Raw genomic sequence first — 16250 nt, forward strand, 5'->3', positions numbered from 1 at the left:
GACAACGAGACCACCGACGTGGTCGCCGAGGCCGAGGCCATCACCGAAACCGTTGTAGAAGCCGCCGCCGTTGGTGCCTGTCTCCTTCGGCAACTGTTCTTGTCTCCTTGCCCGGTAGTAAGGAGACAGCCGTAACTGCGCGTGATGGGCGGGAGACGCCAACAATGTTGCAAGCCCGCGAACAACCCCCTGCCTTTCATATTCAGGAAGGTTCGGGTTGTGGGTGCGGGGCGGCGGGGGCGACGAGGTAGTGGCGGCCCGGGATTATCTGCGGCCGATACCGTACGGCTGGGTCGCAGACGACGGGACGGTCAGCCGGGCCGGCGATGATGATGATGGGGCTTGATTTCGGGGTCTGCATGCATTTCTCCGTGGACAGGTTATTCACCGAGGTGGGTGATGGGTCCGAATTGGCGTTCGTAGTTGCTCATGCTGTCGTTGAGGGTTTGCATGAGCCGGAAGATCAGCGCGGGCGGGAACTTCACCCGGGAGGTGACCTGCACCGGTTGTCGCATCGTGGGTTGACCGGCCGGGTTGACAGCGCCCGGTTCGGTGGGCAGGTAGACCAGGCAATCGAGGGTGAAGTCGGTGCGGTTGTACCAGCAGGTGAACCCGTTGGCGTACACCCCGGCACTGACGGTCTCCGGCACGATGACCTCGACGTCGACATCGGATTCGTCCGCGGGCGGCGGAACGGGGCCACTCACCGCGAACCTCCTCGGTAGCGGGGCCGGCGAACCGGCCACACCGGGTGCCCGGTGTGGCCGGCCGCCAGAACTGTGGTCACTGCGTCATCCTCGCCGGGTCAGCGGCCCTGCTGGAGGCGGGCTTGCTGGCGGATTTGCTGGAGCTGTATCTCCCACTGACCGGCGCGGTCCTGTGCCCGGTTGGCCTGGTCCTCGGCCTGCTGCGCCATCTGGGTGGCCTGGTCGGCCTGGTCTTGGGCGGTGCTGGCCCGCTGCTGGGATTGATTGGCCTCGCCCTGCGCCTGCTGGGCCTGGCTTTGAGCCCGGTCGGCCTCGCTCTGGGCCTGCTGGGCCTGGTTGGTGGCCAGCATCGCCTGCTGGCGGGCCTGCTGTGCCTGCTGGTTGGCCTGGTTGGCGTCCTGCTGCGCATGCTGGGCCTGATGCTGTACCTGCCGGGCCTGCGCCTGCGCCTGGCGCGCGAGACCCGAGGCCTGCATCGCGTACTGGCGGGCGTTCTGTGCCTCCTGCCGGGCTTCGTCCATTCGCAGCCGCAGCAATTCCACTTCCGCCTGTACGTCGATGTCTCCGCGTCGAGCTTCCGCCGTCGCAGTACCGCTGGTTTCCTGTGCCATGTTCGAGCTCCCTTTCAACGATGTGTGGATTGAGACACTGAGGTTGTTGCGGGAAGAACTCGTGTGACCGGTGCCATTCTGCCCAATCCATCACCGCACGTCAGTAACTTTTCGGCAACCAGTACGCAAAGCCGACGAAACATACCCAAACCCGGGCTCGGGGGAGAAACGGACCAGCGGGAACAGCAATACGCGATGGCAGCCACTCGCGGGGGCGTGACAGTACCTCGAACAGCCGAACCGGCCCGCCCCGTCGCCGTCCTCGGCAGTCGGGTTGACATCCTCGGCAACCGATTCCGCCAATCGGTGGGCCGCTAGTGGGCGAACGGCTACGGGCCGTAGCTGACAATGAATCCAGATGTCTTGCGCGAGCACGGATTTCGCGAATGCCGGCCCTCGTGCAAGCCGGCATGGCGGCATCGCTGCAGCCACCGTCGTCGAACGTACGGTTGACGCCGCTGCATCAGTAGTTGCGCGAACTCAGTGGCGGGTGGTTTGCGAGCGGTGGGAAAAGTGTGCTTTCTCGGCCTGCTCCATCAGACGCATGAACTGGTCGGTCTGCAGGTGGACGAGCGTCTCATGATCACCGGCCTCGAAGTAGATATCCGGCTGCGTGGTGAGGCTCTCGTCCATCAGCGTCGTCATGCCGTAGGCGGTGCACATGGGCGGGATAGCGCCGACTTCGCAGTCCGTGAAGGTTTCGCGGAAGTTCGATTCCTTGGCGAGCACCAGCCGCCGACCCGTTTGCGACCAGAGCTTCGCGAGTCGCAGGTGGTGGCTGGCGGGCAGCACGGCGGCGACGTAGCCTTGCGAGTCTTCCAGGAGGACTGTCTTTGCGAGGCGGTCGCCGGGGATATGGGCGGTTTCGGCGGTTTCTGAGCTGTTGTGGCTGTGCGGATGCGGTACGAGTTCATACTCGGCGCCCGCATCCGTCAGGCACTGCTGCACGGTTAGCGATATGGACATGACGGACCTCCAATGACTGGTTGGTACCACCATTAACCCCAGCGGACCTGGGCTTTCAGCATAGGTCATCGTGGATTTCCCGCGCCGGGACGAGGGCCTCGTCCTGCTCAACGGCTCCGGTGGCGGCGAGGGTTCGGACAGATCGGCCGCGGGCTGTCCGGCCGAGGCTCGGGTGCCGCGTGGCCGGTCTCCTCCTCGTAGACCCGCAAACCCTCTTCGATCTTGCCCGCCGCATTCTCCAGCTGCTCGGGCGTGAGGAACCGACCACGGGAGGCCGCGGCGAGCAGCTGGGCACGCACCTGATCGAGATTCATGCGTGCCCATTCCAGGCGAGGCAGTTCCGGCATGATCACAAGGCTACCTCGAGTCGAACAAACTTTCGATAGTAGGCGAGTGGTCCGACAGGTTCCGGACGTAAGCGCATGGACAACCGCTGCGCGAATGCCCGGAATCGTCCGCGGTCCGTCCGCAGCGCGCCTCGCCGAGGCCCAGGCCCACCAACGGTGCCGACATCCAAACATGCAGTTAGGCAACGGATACGGCCATCTACCTACCGCAGACGTCCAGGATGTAGGCCGAGCTCTACTTCGACGTGTAGAGGCCGGCGAGGGCCGGTGGGAGCGGGCCCCCGTGCAGGACGCCGAGGCGCTGGGTGGCGCGGGTGAGGGCGACGTAGAGTTCGGCCGCGCCGCGGGGGCCGTCGGCGAGGATGTGCTCGGGCTCGACCACCAGGACCGCGTCGAATTCGAGGCCCTTGGTTTCGGAGGCGGGGACCGTGCCCGGCATGCCGGGCGGGCCGATCACGATGCTGGTGCCCTCGCGGCCCGCCTCGTCGCGGGTGAATTCCTCGATGGCCGCAGGCATCTCGCCGAGGGTGAGCTGTCGCGCCCACGGCCGCACGCCGCAGGAGCGCACCGACTCCGGCGGCGTCACCTCGGGTGCGAAGCCGGTCAGGACAGCGGCGGCCACGGCCATGATCTCCGCCGGGGTGCGGTAGTTCACCGTCAGCGAGCGGTACGCCCAGCGGCCGGGGACGTATGGTTCCAGCACGGCGTCCCAGGAGGTCGCGCCCGCCGCGGACCGGCGCTGCGCGAGATCGCCCACCACGGTGAAGGAATGGCTCGGGCAGCGGCGCATCAGCACCCGCCAGTCCATCGCCGACAGCTCCTGCGCCTCGTCGACCACGATGTGCCGGTAGGTCCAATCCCGGTCCGCGGCAGCACGTTCGGCGAGTTCCCGGGTGTCGCGTTCCAGGAAGCGCTCGGCCAGGTCGTCGCCGTAGAGCAGGTCGGTGGCGAACAGGTGATCCTCGTCGTCCATGTGGTCGGCGCGGCCGACCAGCAGGTCGAGCACGCCTTCGGCGTACGCGGCCTGGGCCTTGCGTTCCCGCTCGGCCGCCGCCTCCTCGGCGGAGGTGTCACGGCCCAGCAGATCGACCAGTTCGTCGAGCAGCGGGACATCGGACACCGTCCACGCCGCACCGTCCGCGCGCCACAGCGTCTCGTCGGCGCCCGCCGCGCGCAGCCGGTCGGCGGACGAAAGCAGTTCCGCCAGCAGCGTTTCCGGTGTCAGCGTGGGCCACAGCTCGTCCATCAGCGCCGTGAAGCCCTCGTGCTCGGCGAGTTCGGCGCGCAGATCGGCGCGCATGTTCTCCCAGGCCTCACGGTCGTCGCGGGTCAGCCAGCCCTCGCCGATCCGCTTGATGGCCCGCTCGGTGAGCGCCCAGGTGAGCACCTCGAGGAAGGTCGCGCGAGCCTGGTTGTGCGGCAACCCGCTACCGCGCGCCTCCTCCCGCGCCCAGCCGGCGATATCCGCGCCGAGGCGCACCGTCACATCCGACAACTCGATCGACATCGGCTCCTGCGGCACCCGCTGACGGTCGGCGATCGCGGCCTTCAGCACGTCGAGGATGCGCAGGGAACCCTTGAGCCGCGCCGCTTCCGGTCCGTCCTCGGCCGTGATGCTCAGCCCGGGCACGAGATCACCGGCGGTGGTGAACACCACGTTCGTCTCGCCCAGCGACGGCAGCACCCGCCCGATGTGCCTGAGGAAGGCCGTGTTCGGGCCCACCACCAGCACGCCGTTGCGTTCCATCTGCGCACGCTGGGTGTACAGCAGATAAGCGACCCGGTGCAGCGCCACCACGGTCTTGCCGGTGCCCGGCCCGCCCTCGATCACCAGCACGCCCGGGTGATCGAGCCGGATGATCCGGTCCTGCTCGGCCTGAATGGTGGCCACAATGTCGCGCATACCCTCGCTGCGCGGCGCGTTGACCGCGGCCAGCAGGGCCGCGTCACCGCGCTCGCCGTCACCGGGACGGCCGAACACCTCGTCGGTGAAATCGGCCACCAGCCGCCCGCGCGTGTGGAATTGGCGACGACGCCGCATGTTCTCCGGGCTCGCGGCGGTCGCGATATAGAACGCCTGCGACGCCGGCGCCCGCCAATCCAGCAGCAGCGGTTCGAATTCGTTCGCCTCGTCGAAGATCCCGAGGCGCCCGATGTACGAGTGCTCGCCGGTCACGCTGTCCAGCCGCCCGAAACACAGCCCGTTGTCGGCCACCTCGAGGCGCTGGACCTCCTTGCCCAGCGCCCGCACCTCAGCGTCCCGCTCCACCAGGGTGGTGCCGCGCGAACGCAGCGTCTCGCCATAGCGGCCCTTCACCCGGGCCCGTTCGGCGTCCAGCCGCGCGTACAGCCCGGTCACATACTCCTGCTCCGCGAGCAGTTCCTTCTCGTACCCCTGATCCGACACCAGCACCACACCTTCCCGCCTAGCCATTCCCCGCTGCCCGCCCGCGCGCCCATTCGCGCAGGTTGCAGCCCTCGGCCAGCGATTGTGCGCCAATACCGGGGCCTTGCCGCAAGTCCCCCACTGTGTTATATGGTTGAAGGGGAAAGAATGACGATCCTTTCCATTCCTCCCTCTTCCCCCTTCCGAATTCCTCTCGCCGCATCCGGGCTTTCCTAGGCCGCGGCAGGGCGTTGCCCGCCCGAGGCCAGGGTCAGGATGTCCTTGTTGCCGTCGGCCCACTGGGCTGTCATCACCATCGAATCCACCTTCCACTCGCCCCCGACCAGGTGCAGGCCGATGCGGTAGGTGCCGCCCAGCGTCCACCGCGGCGAACCGAATCGATTGGCCAGGAGGTGGATCGCCTGGAAGATCGCGGTCAGTTCCGCGCGGTCGCCGTCCACGGTGACCAGGTGATTGCCGAGCAAATGCTGGGTGGCGTCGAAGCTGCCGATCAGCTTCTCCCAGTCGGCGCGGATCTGCGCCGGAGTGACGGTCGCGGGCTCGCCGCCCCAGATGCTCGAGTAATCGAGTTGTTGCTCGCGGCGGGGCTGCATGGTCACAAATACGCCACCGACGCCGCCGTGGCCGAAATGGCAATGCGGCAGCCGCCGCCCGTGATCGTAATGACCTCGGATCCGCAGGATATGCACACTCTGTGCGGTGATGCGGTGCGAATCATCTCCCGGTGAGGTGAGCCCCGACGCGCCGAGCGTGGTTGCGGGGCGGGCTGGCGTGTTGTCGTTAGATTGGGGTCCGGACGGATCGGCCGCGAAGCGAGAATGGCCCGCAGGGAGGCGGGTTCGCGTCGGGGTGCGGGAATATCGTTGTGACACAACGTGCCACGCGAATGACAACGCGTGGTCATGTGGGGTGGAGTCGAACTATGACCTTGACCTCACTGGCCACGCACTGTGGTGGCACGGTCATACGATCCGGGGCTGACATATGCGGGAAGGCGAGTAGGCCATGGATCGAAATGCGTTCGTCGAGGTGATGAACGAGGCGAGCGGCATGCTGGACAGCGGCCGGGCCGACGAGGCGCTGGCCCGTTTGTCGGCGTTCGACGACGGGCTCGACGCGGCGCCCGATCCCAAGGAGTACGGCTGGATCGTCTCCTACCGCTTCCGATCGGCCTTCGGCGCGGGCGATTACGCGCAGGCCCTGCGCCTGGCCGAACACGGCCCGGCCCGCTACCCGGCCGACATCCCGCCCGCCACACTGGCCACCATGTACTCGATGGCCGTCGAGGCCGCCACCCAGCAGAGCCTGCCCGACAGCGCCGTCGTCATGGCCGACCGCTGCATCGACCTGCGGCGCGCCCACGGCGAACACGCCGAGGTGCTGATGGCCGCAATGACCGCGTGCACGCTGCTCGGCGATATCGAAAGACACGATCTGGCAAGCAGATATGCGCAGCTGCTGATCACCGAGGGCGTCGGCCACGACGACTACCGCGGCTACGGCTATTACGCGCTGTGCGCCGCCATCGAACAGGGCGTCGGCGGCCATCTCGTCGACACCCTGCGCGCCGGGCGCGAGTGGCTGGAGAGTCAGGACAACGAATTCGCCCGGGTGGCACTGGAATACCTGCAAACCGCGCCCAGCCTGCAGGAACCCCTCGCCGTCAACCTGGATCTGGACGACCCGCTGGGCAATGGCGTGCCGCTGTCGGATCCGATTGCCCCCGACGCCATGCAGACCCAGTTCCTGCAGGTCGGCGACGGTGCGCCGCAGGCGGTCTCGGGTCCGTCCCAGCCGCCGGCCGCGCAGCTCGCCGGCGGCGAGACCGCCGACGCCCTCATGGACGCCAACCGGCCCGGCATCGCCGCGGCCGCCTACCGGGCGCTCATCGACGACGCCCTCTCCAGCGGCAGTCCCGATCCGCTCATCATGGGCAAGTCGACGCTGGGCCTGCTCACCGCGCTCATCTTCGACAACCGGGTCGGCGAGGCGCACGCGGTGTGGATCGACGAGCAGGGGCCGACCTACCTGGGCATCTGGTCGCTCGAGAACGGCCAGACCTCGGTCCACGACGCCATCGCCTACAACCTGGTCGCGGCCTTCCTGCACTCGCTGAGCAGCGGCGACCCCAATGCCGCCAACCATGCCGTGGACAGCCTCATGATGCGAAACGTGGAGTGGGCCTACGAGAACGACCAGCAGGTCGTTCCCGCCATGATCAACACCTGGCGGCGTCACCTCTACGAGATCCACGGCGGCGAGCCCGCCCCCGAATACCGCTGGCAGCTCACCCAGGCCGAACAGCGCTGGGGCGCGCCGGTTCCCGAGGGCGGCCTGTACTGGATGCGCCCCTACCGCTGGGTCGTCGACTGGGTCTGATGTGCCGGTGAGCGGTGGCCCGGTCGCCGCCGCCTAGGCTGAACCCATGGCAGCGACCGAAATCTGGCACAACCCGAAGTGCTCCAAGAGCCGTACCGCCAAGGCGGTGCTCGACGACACCGGCGCCGACTATGTCGAGCGCCGCTACCTCGACAATCCGCCCTCGGCCACCGAGATCCGCGCCGCCCTGACCAAACTCGGCCTCGAACCGTGGGACATCACCCGCACCGCCGAACCCGAGGCCAAGGAACTCGGCGTCTCGGCGTGGGGCCGGACCCCCGCCGACCGCGACCGCTGGATCGAGGCCCTGGCCACGCATCCGCGACTGATCCAGCGCCCCATCGTCTTCACCGCCGACGGCCGCGCCTATCTGGCCCGCGACGAGGAAACCCTCGACGAACTCCGCTGAGCCTCAGGCCAGCGCGAAAACGGGGAACCCCGGGGCGATGTCGGCCAATTCGGCGTCGGTGGCGTGCTTGGTGACGCCCTCGAAGAAGCGGCCGACCTCCCAGCCCCAGCGGTCGAGGTAGGCGCGCAGCACCGGGATCTTGTCGGCGTCGGGGAGTTCGGTGGCGGTGAAGGTCTGGACCTTGCGGCCCAGGCGCAGTTCGCCGGATCCCGCGACGCGCAGGTTGCGGACCCACTGGGTGTGCCCGCGCGGGGCGACCAGGTAGCGGGCGCCGTCGTCGGTGGTGAGGACATTGACGAGGGTGGTGCGCCACTCGCCGGACTTGCGGCCGCGCACGGCCAGCAGCCGGGAGCCGGCGATGCTGATGCCGAGCTTGGGCAGCAGGTTGAAGAAGCGGTTCATGTAGGGGTCCAGGCCCTTCGGGCCGAGGTAGCGGGTGGCGGCGGTGTGGGCGTCCATGAGGGCACTTCCTTCGACTTGTGAGAGCGGTGCTCTCTGATGTGATCAGTGTGCGCGCACGACGCTCGGACTGTCAAGAGCAGTGCTCTCGAAATTTGTCGGTGATCCGATTCGTGGCACACTGTCGGAATGAGCGTGCCCCGTACCGCCCGTGCCCGCGCCCGCGCCGAGATCACCCGCGAGATCACCGACGCCGCGCGCCGGCAGCTCGCCGAATCCGGCGCACCCGCGCTCTCGCTGCGGGCCATCGCCCGTGAGCTGGGCATGGTGTCCTCGGCGCTGTACCGGTATTTCCCCAGTCGCGACGAGCTGCTGACCACGCTGATCATCGAGGCCTACAACGCCCTCGGCGATGCCGTCGAGCACGCGGTCGCGACCGAGACCGCCCCCCGCGCCCAGTGGCGGGCCCTGTCGAATGCCGTGCGGGACTGGGCGATCGCGCACCCCCACGAGTACGCGCTGGTGTACGGATCGCCGGTGCCGGGCTATCGCGCCCCGCAGACCACCGTCGCACCCGCGTCACGCGGGCCCCTCGCCGCCCTCGGCATCGTCCACCGGGCCTGGCAGTCCGGCACCCTGGCCACGCCCACGGAAACCCTCACCCCCGAACTCGAGACCCAATCCGCCCTGATCGCGGCATTCCTGAACTCCGGCATGCCCGAACCGGCGGTGGCGCGCGCCATGCTGGGCCTGACCCAGCTGTTCGGCGTGGTCACCTTCGAGCTGTTCGGGCAGCTGGACAACACGATGGACCCGGCCGGGCCGTTCTTCGCCTACTCGGTCGAGACCATGGCCGACCTCATCGGGCTCACCGGGTAGCGCTCGAACCTCGGTGCGCTACAGCGGGAACGGTGGCGCGCCGACCCCGGCGATCCGCAGATTCCCCCACGGGTCCCGCTCCTGGAGCACGCCGGGCGCGGGCGCACCGCCCGGCACGGTCAGGAACACCTGCCCGCGGCCGGGGTCGGGCAGTTCGCTCCCGTCGGCCGCGGAAATTCGCCCGTGCCAATGGAATTGGCCGTCGATCGGATCGAGATGCCCGGTCAATGCCACGCGCACCGCCACCTCCGTGCCGGGGGCGTCCAGCAGTGCCGGCCCCGAATAGTCCGGTGCAACTTCGGGTTCGGTGAGGCCGGCGGGCGGGTCGGCCGGTGCGGGGGAGTCGCGCCGGGCCCGCCGGAACCTCACAGCAGCCCTCGCCGCCGCCAGAGACGCTTGCCGATCGGCCCCATCAGCCCCTGCGCGTCCAGGAACGCACCGAGATTCGCGGCGCCGAGCCCGAGCGCCCGCCGCGAATGCGGGTTGGCGCGGGCCAGCTTCCGGGCCGCCCGCCCGTCCTCGATGCCCGCGCGGACGTACATGTGCCAGTTGGTCACCAGGTAGACGAACAGGGGAGCGGCGACCGCGACACATAGTCGCGTGTAGTGCACTTCGGCCTTCGACATGGTCGGCACCCGGTCTGCCAGGGCCGCGCGCGCGAAGCCGATGTGCCGCGCCTCCTCGGTGACGTGAATCCGCATGGCCCGCGCCACCAGCGGCTGCAGCTGTGGATCGTCGAGGGTGCGGCGCTGCAGCGCGTCGAAGATCTCCTCGCCCACCAGGGCGCCCACCCACACCATCGAGCCTCGCAGGAAGAGCTGCAGGGCGCTGATCGTCCAGCGCTCGAACCGGTTCGGCCAGTAGGGCCGCGTGCCGATGCGCTCGATGAGCTTGCCGAACATCATCATGTGCCGGCATTCGTCGCCCATCTCGGTGAGCGTGTAGTGCGCATGCCGGGAGGTCGGATCGCCTGCCATGAGCTCGCGCAGCAGCAGCCGGTTGAGCAGGTTCTCGAACCAGATCCCGACCGACAGCACATTGGCCAGCTCCTCGCGGGAGAGCTCGCGGCGCTGCGCGGGCGTCAAGCCCTCCCACAGCGGGGTGCCGTAGAGCGAGACGACCTCGGGCGGCAGGAAGAGTTGGTCCGGATCCAGCGGGGCGTCCCAGTCCATGTCGACGACCGGGTCGTAGGACTTCTTGACCGATCCGGTCAGCAAGCGCTGAGCGAAGGACTCACGCCCGGGCAGTGCGGCGGCCGTGGGGGCGGAGACAGCGTTGTCGCCCATGACAGCTCCTGATTCATTACTGATACCGGCTGTTACACTCAGATTAGTGCTACATACTGTCTCGGTCAACGGTGAGGTGAGTATCGTGAGGCCCGTGACCGGCACCCGACGCAGACCCGCGCAGCCCTCCCTCCGGGACCGAGAGCGGGCGGCAGACGGTCGCAGCACCCGCTGGAACGGCCACAAGGCCCAGCGCCGTGCCGACATGCTCGATGCCGCGCTGGCCGTCATCGAGGAGAACGGCACCGAGATCTCGGTCCAGCAGATCGCCGACCGCCTGCAGGTACCGCGCCCGGTCGTCTACCGGCACTTCGACGGCCGCGCCGACCTCGACGACGCCATCCGCCGCCACATCCTGGAATCCCTGACCGCCGAACTGCTGCCGCGGCTACACCCCGACGGCACCGTCCGCGACCTGGTGCGCGGCGCGGTCGGCAGCTACGTCGGCTGGGTCGAACGCCACCCGGAACTGCACCGCTTCCTGGCCGCCGGCGACCCGCACGGCGAGGCCTCGACCGCCCTGGCCGGCGCTCGCGACCGCATCGGCGGCCGGCTCGCCGACCTGTTCGCCGACGCCCTACAGCGCTTCGGCATCGACCGGAATCGGGCCCGCCCCATGGCCTTCGGCACCGTCGGCTTCGTCGACGGCGTGGTCAACAGCTGGCGCGCCGCCCCCACTCTGTCCTCCGAGCAAGTCGAGGGCATCCTCGCCGAATCCGTCCTGGCGCTGCTCGAGGGCAACGCCCGCAGCCTGGATGTCCCACTCACCCGCGACACCGTGGTGAGTGAACTGCTGTCCCGCGCGGAGGCCGCGCGGGTGGTGTAACCAGCACAACCGAATCCGCCTCGCCTGCCGCCGCGACAGGCTCGGACGGCCGCTGAGTGACTCGGACGGCCGCTGAGTGATCAGCGGCTCCCGCGCCCGGTGAGCGCGCGGTAGCTGCGGTTCCACAGCCACTCGACCGGCCCGCGGTCGAAGCGGCGCAGCCAGACATGGGCGAACACCAGCATGAGCGCGCAGACCAGCACATAGATCCCGGCGGTGAACGGCACCCGCGCATTCGCCGACACCAGGCTCGCCAGCCCCAGACCCCAGCCGTAGCACAGGAATCCCGACACCAGGTTCTGAACGATGTAGCAGCTCAACGCCATTCGGCCCACTTCGGCGAAGCGGCGCGCGACGAACCCGGGGTCCGGGCGGTGCGCGTAGCACTCCGCGACCAGGGCCAGGATGCCGAGCGAGACCAGCGGCGCGGTGCCGTAGCGGGTCACCAGGATCAGGTCGCCGCCGGTCAGGCCCAGGATCAGATCGACCGGTGCGGCGACCGCGAACCCGATCACCATGAGGCGCTTGCGGATTCGTGCGCCCTCGGGCCGGAACACCCCGGCTCGGAACAGCCGCGCGCCCACCAGGAACAGCGCGATCGACATCGGCAAGATGAAGATCGGCTCCAGCCGGAACAGCAGCACGTGATCCCAGCGGAAGGCCACCAGATCCCAGAACGACCCGTCCGCATACGGATTCGGGTCCAGCGGCCGGTGCCCGCCGTCCCCGCCCCCGGGGCCCAGCACGATCGCCACGGCGATCAGCGACAGCATGGTCAGGTGGATGCCCGCCGCCACCATCAGCCAGCGCCGTTGCGCCTGCGGGCTCGTCGCCAGGATGAACGCCACCACCAGCCCGGTGAGCGCATACCCCATCAGCACGTCGAACTCGGCGACGAAGAAGAAGTTGACCAGCCCGTCGAGCAGCAGCAGCCCGGCCCGCACCGGATATCCGCCAGGCCAGGCCCGGCCGCCGCGCTCCGCCGATCGCTGCTGGATAGCCAGCCCGATGCCGAACATGATGGTCAGCAATCCCAGGAACTTTCCCTGCGCCAGCTGCTGCAGCAGCCGCTCGGTCCACAACCAGGCTCCGTGCGGCTCGTCACCGCGCGAGATGTAGCCGAGCAGTCCTTCGGCATTGGTGAAGATCCAGATATTGGTGCCCAGCGTCCCCAGGATGGCGATGCCGCGCAGCACGTCCAGTGCCGCCAGCCGCCCCGAACGCGGCTGCGCGGAAACGGGATTCGGGTCCGCGGCGGGGGTGGGCGCGAGCGCCGGACGCGGGGCGGAAGCCGATTCGACCATGGCGGTCATTGTGCCGTCGCCGCGGTTCGGCGCGGATCGCCCGGGAGAACGACCCCGGCTACGACCAGCGAATGACCCCAACCCGGACAGTCCACCCGCGTCCGGGCGTGCCTTTCGCCTAGGCTCGATCGCATGCAGCGCATCATCGGAATCGAGGTCGAGTACGGCATTTCGACGCCTACCGAGCCGTCGGCCAACCCGATTCTCACATCCACCCAGGCGGTGCTCGCCTACGCCGCGGCCGAGGGCGTGCCGCGCGCCAAGCGCACACGCTGGGACTATGAGGTGGAATCGCCGTTGCGCGACGCGCGCGGTTTCGATCTCGGCCGGCTCAACGGGCCCGCGCCGGTGATCGACGCCGACGAAGTCGGCGCGGCCAATATGATCCTCACCAACGGAGCCCGCCTCTACGTCGACCACGCCCACCCGGAGTACTCCGCCCCCGAGGTCACCGACCCGCTGGACGCGGTCATCTGGGACAAGGCCGGTGAGCGCGTCATGGAGGCCGCCGCCCGCTTCGCCTCCAGCGTCCCCGGCGCCCCCCGCATGCAGCTGTACAAGAACAACGTCGACGGCAAGGGCGCCTCCTACGGCACCCACGAGAACTACCTCATGAGCCGCGAGACCCCGTTCAACCAGATCATCCTGGGCCTGACCCCGTTCTTCGCGTCCCGCCAGGTGATCTGCGGCTCCGGCCGGGTCGGCATCGGCCAGTCCGGTGACCAGCCCGGTTTCCAGCTGTCGCAGCGCGCGGACTACATCGAGGTCGAGGTCGGCCTGGAGACCACCCTCAAGCGCGGCATCATCAATACCCGCGACGAGCCGCACGCCGACGCCGACAAGTACCGCCGCCTGCACGTCATCATCGGCGACGCCAACCTCGCCGAATGGTCCACCTACCTCAAGGTCGGCACCACCGCCCTGGTGCTGGATCTGATCGAGGCCGGCGAGGATCTCTCGGATCTGCAGCTGGCCCGCCCGGTCACCGCCGTGCACACCATCAGCCACGACCCGACTCTGCGTGCCACCGTTGCGCTTTCGGACGGCCGGGAACTGACCGGCCTTGCGCTGCAACGCATCTACCTCGACCGGGTCGAGAAGTTCATGGACCGCACCGGAAACGACGACGAGCGCACCAAGGACGTCATCGAGAAGTGGGCCCACGTGCTGGACCTGCTCGAGCGTGACCCCCTCGAAACCGCGGACCTGCTCGACTGGACCGCCAAACTGCGCCTGCTCGAGGGCATGCGCAACCGTGAGGGCCTGTCCTGGGCCGCCCCCAAGCTGCACCTGGTCGACCTGCAGTACTCGGATGTGCGCCTGGACAAGGGCCTCTACAACCGCCTGGTGGCCCGCGGCTCCATGCAGCGCCTGGTGACCGAGCAGGATGTCACCGACGCCATGACCAACCCGCCCACCGACACTCGCGCCTACTTCCGCGGCGAGTGCCTGCGCCGCTTCGGCGCGGATATCGCGGCCGCGAGCTGGGATTCGGTCATCTTCGACCTGGGCGGTGACTCCCTGGTCCGCATCCCCACCCTGGAGCCCCGCCGTGGCACCAAGTCCCACGTGGGCAAACTCCTGGACGGCGTGCACACCGCCTCGGAACTGGTCCAGCAGCTGACCCACTAGGCCATGCGGAAGGGGTACGGGAACTGAATCCCGTGCCCCTTTTTCGTGTCCGCGACATGGCGGCGGGGAGATCGCGGCAACAGCACAATGACGCTTAATCCGGCATGTTGTCCCCGCTGGTGGGTAGTGTTGGGGGACGAGCATCGGATCTTCTCCGGTGCTCGCCGATGATCACAGAGGAGGTCGGCTGCTATGGCACAAGAGCAGACCAAGCGCGCCGGTGGCGGCGACGAGGACGAGGGCCCGGTCGGCGACGGCGGGGCGGGACAGGAGCGTCGCGAGAAGCTGGCGGAGGAAACCGACGACCTGCTCGACGAGATCGACGACGTGCTCGAGGAGAACGCGGAGGACTTCGTCCGCGCATACGTGCAGAAGGGCGGCCAGTGACCCAAGGTGACCCCCTGCGGCTCCAGTTGGGGTTCGCCCAATCCTCTTTCTCCGAGTACCTGCGTTTGCACGCTCCGGAACTGTTGCCCGGCAACGGAATCCGACCCGACGGCACGCACCCCAATCCGGGCGTGCCGTCGGACATAGCGCCACACGGCACCACCATCGTCGCGGTCAGTTACCGCGGCGGTGTGCTGATCGCGGGCGATCGCCGGGCGACCCAGGGCAACCTGCTGGCCAGCCGCGACATCGAGAAGGTGTACATCACCGACACCTACTCCGCGGCCGGCATCGCCGGCACCGCGGGCATGGCGATCGAGATGATCCGCCTGTTCGCGGTGGAACTCGAGTACTACGAGAAGATCGAGGGCGTGCCCCTCACCTTCGACGGCAAGTCCAACAAGCTGTCGAAGATGGTGCGCGACAACCTCCCCGCGGCCCTGCAGGGTCTCGCGGTGGTGCCGCTGCTGGTCGGCTTCGACCCGGACGCGCAGGACGCGGACAAGTCCGGGCGCATCGTGTCCTACGACGTGGTCGGCGGCCGCAGCGAAGAGCGCTTCGGGTACACCGCGGTGGGGTCGGGTTCACTGTTCGCCAAGTCGTCGCTGAAGAAGACCTACGCGCGCGGGATCGATCAGGACCGGGCGCTGCGGATCGCGATCGAATCGCTCTTCGACGCCGCTGACGACGACACCGCCACCGGTGGGCCCGACACGATGCGGAACATCTACCCGACCGCGATCGTGATCGACGCCGAGGGCTCCGAGGAAGTGACCGAGGAGCGCCTGAAGGAGATCACGCGGGCGATGGTGGAGGAGCGGGCCGCGCTGGCGGCAGAGGGGATCGGCGAAGCATGACACTGCCTTATTACGCGTCGGCCGAACAGATCATGCGCGACAAGACCGAACTTGCGCGCAAGGGCATCGCACGGGGCCGCAGTGTCGTGGTGCTGGTGTACGACAAGGGTGTGGTGTTCGTGGCCGAGAACCCCTCGGCCACCCTCCACAAGATCAGTGAGCTCTACGACCGGGTCGGATTCGCCGCGGTCGGCAAGTACAACGAGTTCGAGGCGCTGCGCCGCGGGGGCATCCTGCAGGCGGATCTGCGCGGCTATCAGTTCGACCGCCGCGATGTCACCGGCCGCTTCCTGGCCAACCTCTACGCGCAGAGCCTCGGCACCATCTTCACCGACCAGCTCAAGCCCTACGAGGTGGAGATCTGCGTCGCGGAGGTGGGCTATCCGGAGCAGTCCTCGAACTCGGTGCTGTACCGCATCAACTTCGACGGATCCATCGTCGACGAGCGGGAATTCGTGGTGATGGGCGGCAACACCGACCCCATCACCACCGCCCTCAAGGCCTCCTACCAGCCGGGCCTGGATCTGCAATCGGCCATCTCCACGGCGGTGGCCGCGCTGCAGAAGGCCGTCCCCGAGGGCGACAAGGACAAGCAGCGCACCCTGGGTTCCGCCTCGCTCGAGGTGGCAACCCTGGAGCAGTCCCGGCCGCGGCGGGCGTTCCGCCGCATCCAGGGCGCGGCGCTGCAGGAGTTGGTGACCGGCCAGGCGCCGACCGCGAACGCGGCGGCCGAGGCCGAGAAGCCGTCGAGCGGGGACCCGTCATAGGGCCCGCGCCGGCGTAGGCAAATCCCGCTATTCGGGATAAGGCTCCTTTGCACTCTCAATAGCAGAGTGCAAAGGAGCCTTGCTTTT

18 protein-coding genes are annotated in these 16250 nt (G+C 68.4%); 8 read left to right on the forward strand and 10 right to left on the reverse strand.

The genetic code is table 11. The features are described from left to right. Positions 1 to 380 precede the first annotated feature (380 nt). From ACWEQQ_RS43360 to ACWEQQ_RS43385, 6 genes are all read right to left on the reverse strand, one after another. The gene (locus ACWEQQ_RS43360) at positions 381 to 707 is read right to left on the reverse strand and encodes a DUF3467 domain-containing protein (protein ID WP_364609878.1); all 327 of its coding nucleotides are present in this window, start codon (positions 705 to 707) and stop codon (positions 381 to 383) included. 98 nt (positions 708 to 805) lie between these two features. After that, the gene (locus ACWEQQ_RS43365) at positions 806 to 1318 is read right to left on the reverse strand and encodes a hypothetical protein (RefSeq protein WP_379400118.1); all 513 of its coding nucleotides are present in this window, start codon (positions 1316 to 1318) and stop codon (positions 806 to 808) included. A 480-nt stretch (positions 1319 to 1798) separates the two neighbouring features. Beyond that, positions 1799 to 2284: an aminoacyl-tRNA deacylase gene (locus tag ACWEQQ_RS43370; protein WP_452339817.1), complete on the reverse strand. Its 486-nt coding sequence runs from the start codon at positions 2282 to 2284 to the stop codon at positions 1799 to 1801. A gap of 107 nt (positions 2285 to 2391) precedes the next feature. Continuing rightward, entirely contained in the window at positions 2392 to 2631 is a 240-nt protein-coding gene (locus ACWEQQ_RS43375; protein WP_452352348.1) for a DUF6374 family protein, read from the reverse strand. Between the two features lie 235 nt (positions 2632 to 2866). Further along, the gene (gene helR, locus ACWEQQ_RS43380; RefSeq protein WP_452352349.1) at positions 2867 to 5065 is read right to left on the reverse strand and encodes an RNA polymerase recycling motor ATPase HelR; all 2199 of its coding nucleotides are present in this window, start codon (positions 5063 to 5065) and stop codon (positions 2867 to 2869) included. Positions 5066 to 5250: 185 nt separating this feature from the next. Beyond that, positions 5251 to 5631, reverse strand: a complete 381-nt coding sequence (locus tag ACWEQQ_RS43385) for a nuclear transport factor 2 family protein (protein WP_452352370.1) — start codon at positions 5629 to 5631, stop codon at positions 5251 to 5253. 412 nt (positions 5632 to 6043) lie between these two features. On the opposite strand from ACWEQQ_RS43385, the gene ACWEQQ_RS43390 reads away from it, so the two are divergent. Together ACWEQQ_RS43390 and ACWEQQ_RS43395 are read left to right on the forward strand one after the other, a co-directional pair. Then, positions 6044 to 7417 carry a hypothetical protein gene (locus tag ACWEQQ_RS43390; protein WP_452352350.1) on the forward strand — a complete coding sequence of 458 codons (1374 nt, stop codon included), beginning with the start codon at positions 6044 to 6046 and terminating at the stop codon, positions 7415 to 7417. A 46-nt stretch (positions 7418 to 7463) separates the two neighbouring features. Next, positions 7464 to 7826 carry an arsenate reductase family protein gene (locus tag ACWEQQ_RS43395; RefSeq protein WP_452339825.1) on the forward strand — a complete coding sequence of 121 codons (363 nt, stop codon included), beginning with the start codon at positions 7464 to 7466 and terminating at the stop codon, positions 7824 to 7826. A gap of 3 nt (positions 7827 to 7829) precedes the next feature. Here ACWEQQ_RS43395 and ACWEQQ_RS43400 read toward each other — a convergent pair whose 3' ends face one another. Then, the gene (locus tag ACWEQQ_RS43400) at positions 7830 to 8285 is read right to left on the reverse strand and encodes a nitroreductase family deazaflavin-dependent oxidoreductase (protein WP_354832155.1); all 456 of its coding nucleotides are present in this window, start codon (positions 8283 to 8285) and stop codon (positions 7830 to 7832) included. A gap of 129 nt (positions 8286 to 8414) precedes the next feature. Here ACWEQQ_RS43400 and ACWEQQ_RS43405 point away from each other — a divergent pair, with 129 nt between their 5' ends. Further along, on the forward strand, positions 8415 to 9104 hold the full coding sequence (locus ACWEQQ_RS43405) for a TetR/AcrR family transcriptional regulator (RefSeq protein ID WP_452352351.1): 690 nt from the start codon (positions 8415 to 8417) through the stop codon (positions 9102 to 9104). An 18-nt stretch (positions 9105 to 9122) separates the two neighbouring features. Here the strand turns inward: ACWEQQ_RS43405 and ACWEQQ_RS43410 are convergent, their stop codons facing one another. Then, positions 9123 to 9473, reverse strand: a complete 351-nt coding sequence (locus ACWEQQ_RS43410; RefSeq protein WP_452352352.1) for a DUF4873 domain-containing protein — start codon at positions 9471 to 9473, stop codon at positions 9123 to 9125. After that, positions 9470 to 10390 (reverse strand): AurF N-oxygenase family protein, encoded by a 921-nt coding sequence (locus ACWEQQ_RS43415; RefSeq protein ID WP_452352353.1) that lies wholly within the window; start codon positions 10388 to 10390, stop codon positions 9470 to 9472. The genes ACWEQQ_RS43410 and ACWEQQ_RS43415 overlap by 4 nt, the downstream gene beginning before the upstream one ends. A gap of 94 nt (positions 10391 to 10484) precedes the next feature. Here ACWEQQ_RS43415 and ACWEQQ_RS43420 point away from each other — a divergent pair, with 94 nt between their 5' ends. Further along, complete coding sequence (locus tag ACWEQQ_RS43420; protein WP_452352354.1) at positions 10485 to 11216, forward strand: TetR/AcrR family transcriptional regulator; 732 nt, start codon at positions 10485 to 10487, stop codon at positions 11214 to 11216. Between the two features lie 80 nt (positions 11217 to 11296). On the opposite strand, the gene ACWEQQ_RS43425 is transcribed toward ACWEQQ_RS43420, so the two are convergent. After that, positions 11297 to 12520, reverse strand: a complete 1224-nt coding sequence (locus ACWEQQ_RS43425; protein WP_452352355.1) for a DUF418 domain-containing protein — start codon at positions 12518 to 12520, stop codon at positions 11297 to 11299. A 132-nt stretch (positions 12521 to 12652) separates the two neighbouring features. Here ACWEQQ_RS43425 and dop point away from each other — a divergent pair, with 132 nt between their 5' ends. The 4 genes from dop to prcA all read left to right on the forward strand — a co-directional run bounded on the left by dop (position 12653) and on the right by prcA (position 16163). Then, a complete protein-coding gene (gene dop / locus ACWEQQ_RS43430; RefSeq protein WP_354832167.1) occupies positions 12653 to 14152 on the forward strand; it encodes a depupylase/deamidase Dop in 1500 nt (499 codons plus the stop codon). 192 nt (positions 14153 to 14344) lie between these two features. Beyond that, on the forward strand, positions 14345 to 14539 hold the full coding sequence (locus tag ACWEQQ_RS43435; protein ID WP_033089305.1) for a ubiquitin-like protein Pup: 195 nt from the start codon (positions 14345 to 14347) through the stop codon (positions 14537 to 14539). Next, positions 14536 to 15396 (forward strand): proteasome subunit beta, encoded by an 861-nt coding sequence (gene prcB / locus ACWEQQ_RS43440; RefSeq protein WP_452339831.1) that lies wholly within the window; start codon positions 14536 to 14538, stop codon positions 15394 to 15396. Before ACWEQQ_RS43435 ends, prcB begins: the two co-directional genes overlap by 4 nt. Then, a complete protein-coding gene (prcA, locus tag ACWEQQ_RS43445) occupies positions 15393 to 16163 on the forward strand; it encodes a proteasome subunit alpha (protein ID WP_452339832.1) in 771 nt (256 codons plus the stop codon). The genes prcB and prcA overlap by 4 nt, the downstream gene beginning before the upstream one ends. Positions 16164 to 16250 lie beyond the last annotated feature (87 nt).

This window comes from Nocardia sp. NPDC004123, from assembly GCF_053603795.1.

Excerpts from the sequence above, each read along its gene's own strand:
- ACWEQQ_RS43365 (WP_379400118.1), bottom strand. The coding sequence starts at position 1,318 with ATGGCACAGGAAACCAGCGGTACTGCGACGGCGGAAGCTCGACGCGGA.
- ACWEQQ_RS43370 (WP_452339817.1), bottom strand. The coding sequence starts at position 2,284 with ATGTCCATATCGCTAACCGTGCAGCAGTGCCTGACGGATGCGGGCGCC.
- ACWEQQ_RS43375 (WP_452352348.1), bottom strand. The coding sequence starts at position 2,631 with ATGCCGGAACTGCCTCGCCTGGAATGGGCACGCATGAATCTCGATCAG.
- helR (WP_452352349.1), bottom strand. The coding sequence starts at position 5,065 with ATGGCTAGGCGGGAAGGTGTGGTGCTGGTGTCGGATCAGGGGTACGAG.
- ACWEQQ_RS43385 (WP_452352370.1), bottom strand. The coding sequence starts at position 5,631 with ATGCAGCCCCGCCGCGAGCAACAACTCGATTACTCGAGCATCTGGGGC.
- ACWEQQ_RS43390 (WP_452352350.1), top strand. The coding sequence starts at position 6,044 with ATGGATCGAAATGCGTTCGTCGAGGTGATGAACGAGGCGAGCGGCATG.
- ACWEQQ_RS43395 (WP_452339825.1), top strand. The coding sequence starts at position 7,464 with ATGGCAGCGACCGAAATCTGGCACAACCCGAAGTGCTCCAAGAGCCGT.
- ACWEQQ_RS43400 (WP_354832155.1), bottom strand. The coding sequence starts at position 8,285 with ATGGACGCCCACACCGCCGCCACCCGCTACCTCGGCCCGAAGGGCCTG.
- ACWEQQ_RS43405 (WP_452352351.1), top strand. The coding sequence starts at position 8,415 with ATGAGCGTGCCCCGTACCGCCCGTGCCCGCGCCCGCGCCGAGATCACC.
- ACWEQQ_RS43415 (WP_452352353.1), bottom strand. The coding sequence starts at position 10,390 with ATGGGCGACAACGCTGTCTCCGCCCCCACGGCCGCCGCACTGCCCGGG.
- ACWEQQ_RS43425 (WP_452352355.1), bottom strand. The coding sequence starts at position 12,520 with ATGGTCGAATCGGCTTCCGCCCCGCGTCCGGCGCTCGCGCCCACCCCC.
- dop (WP_354832167.1), top strand. The coding sequence starts at position 12,653 with ATGCAGCGCATCATCGGAATCGAGGTCGAGTACGGCATTTCGACGCCT.
- ACWEQQ_RS43435 (WP_033089305.1), top strand. The coding sequence starts at position 14,345 with ATGGCACAAGAGCAGACCAAGCGCGCCGGTGGCGGCGACGAGGACGAG.
- prcA (WP_452339832.1), top strand. The coding sequence starts at position 15,393 with ATGACACTGCCTTATTACGCGTCGGCCGAACAGATCATGCGCGACAAG.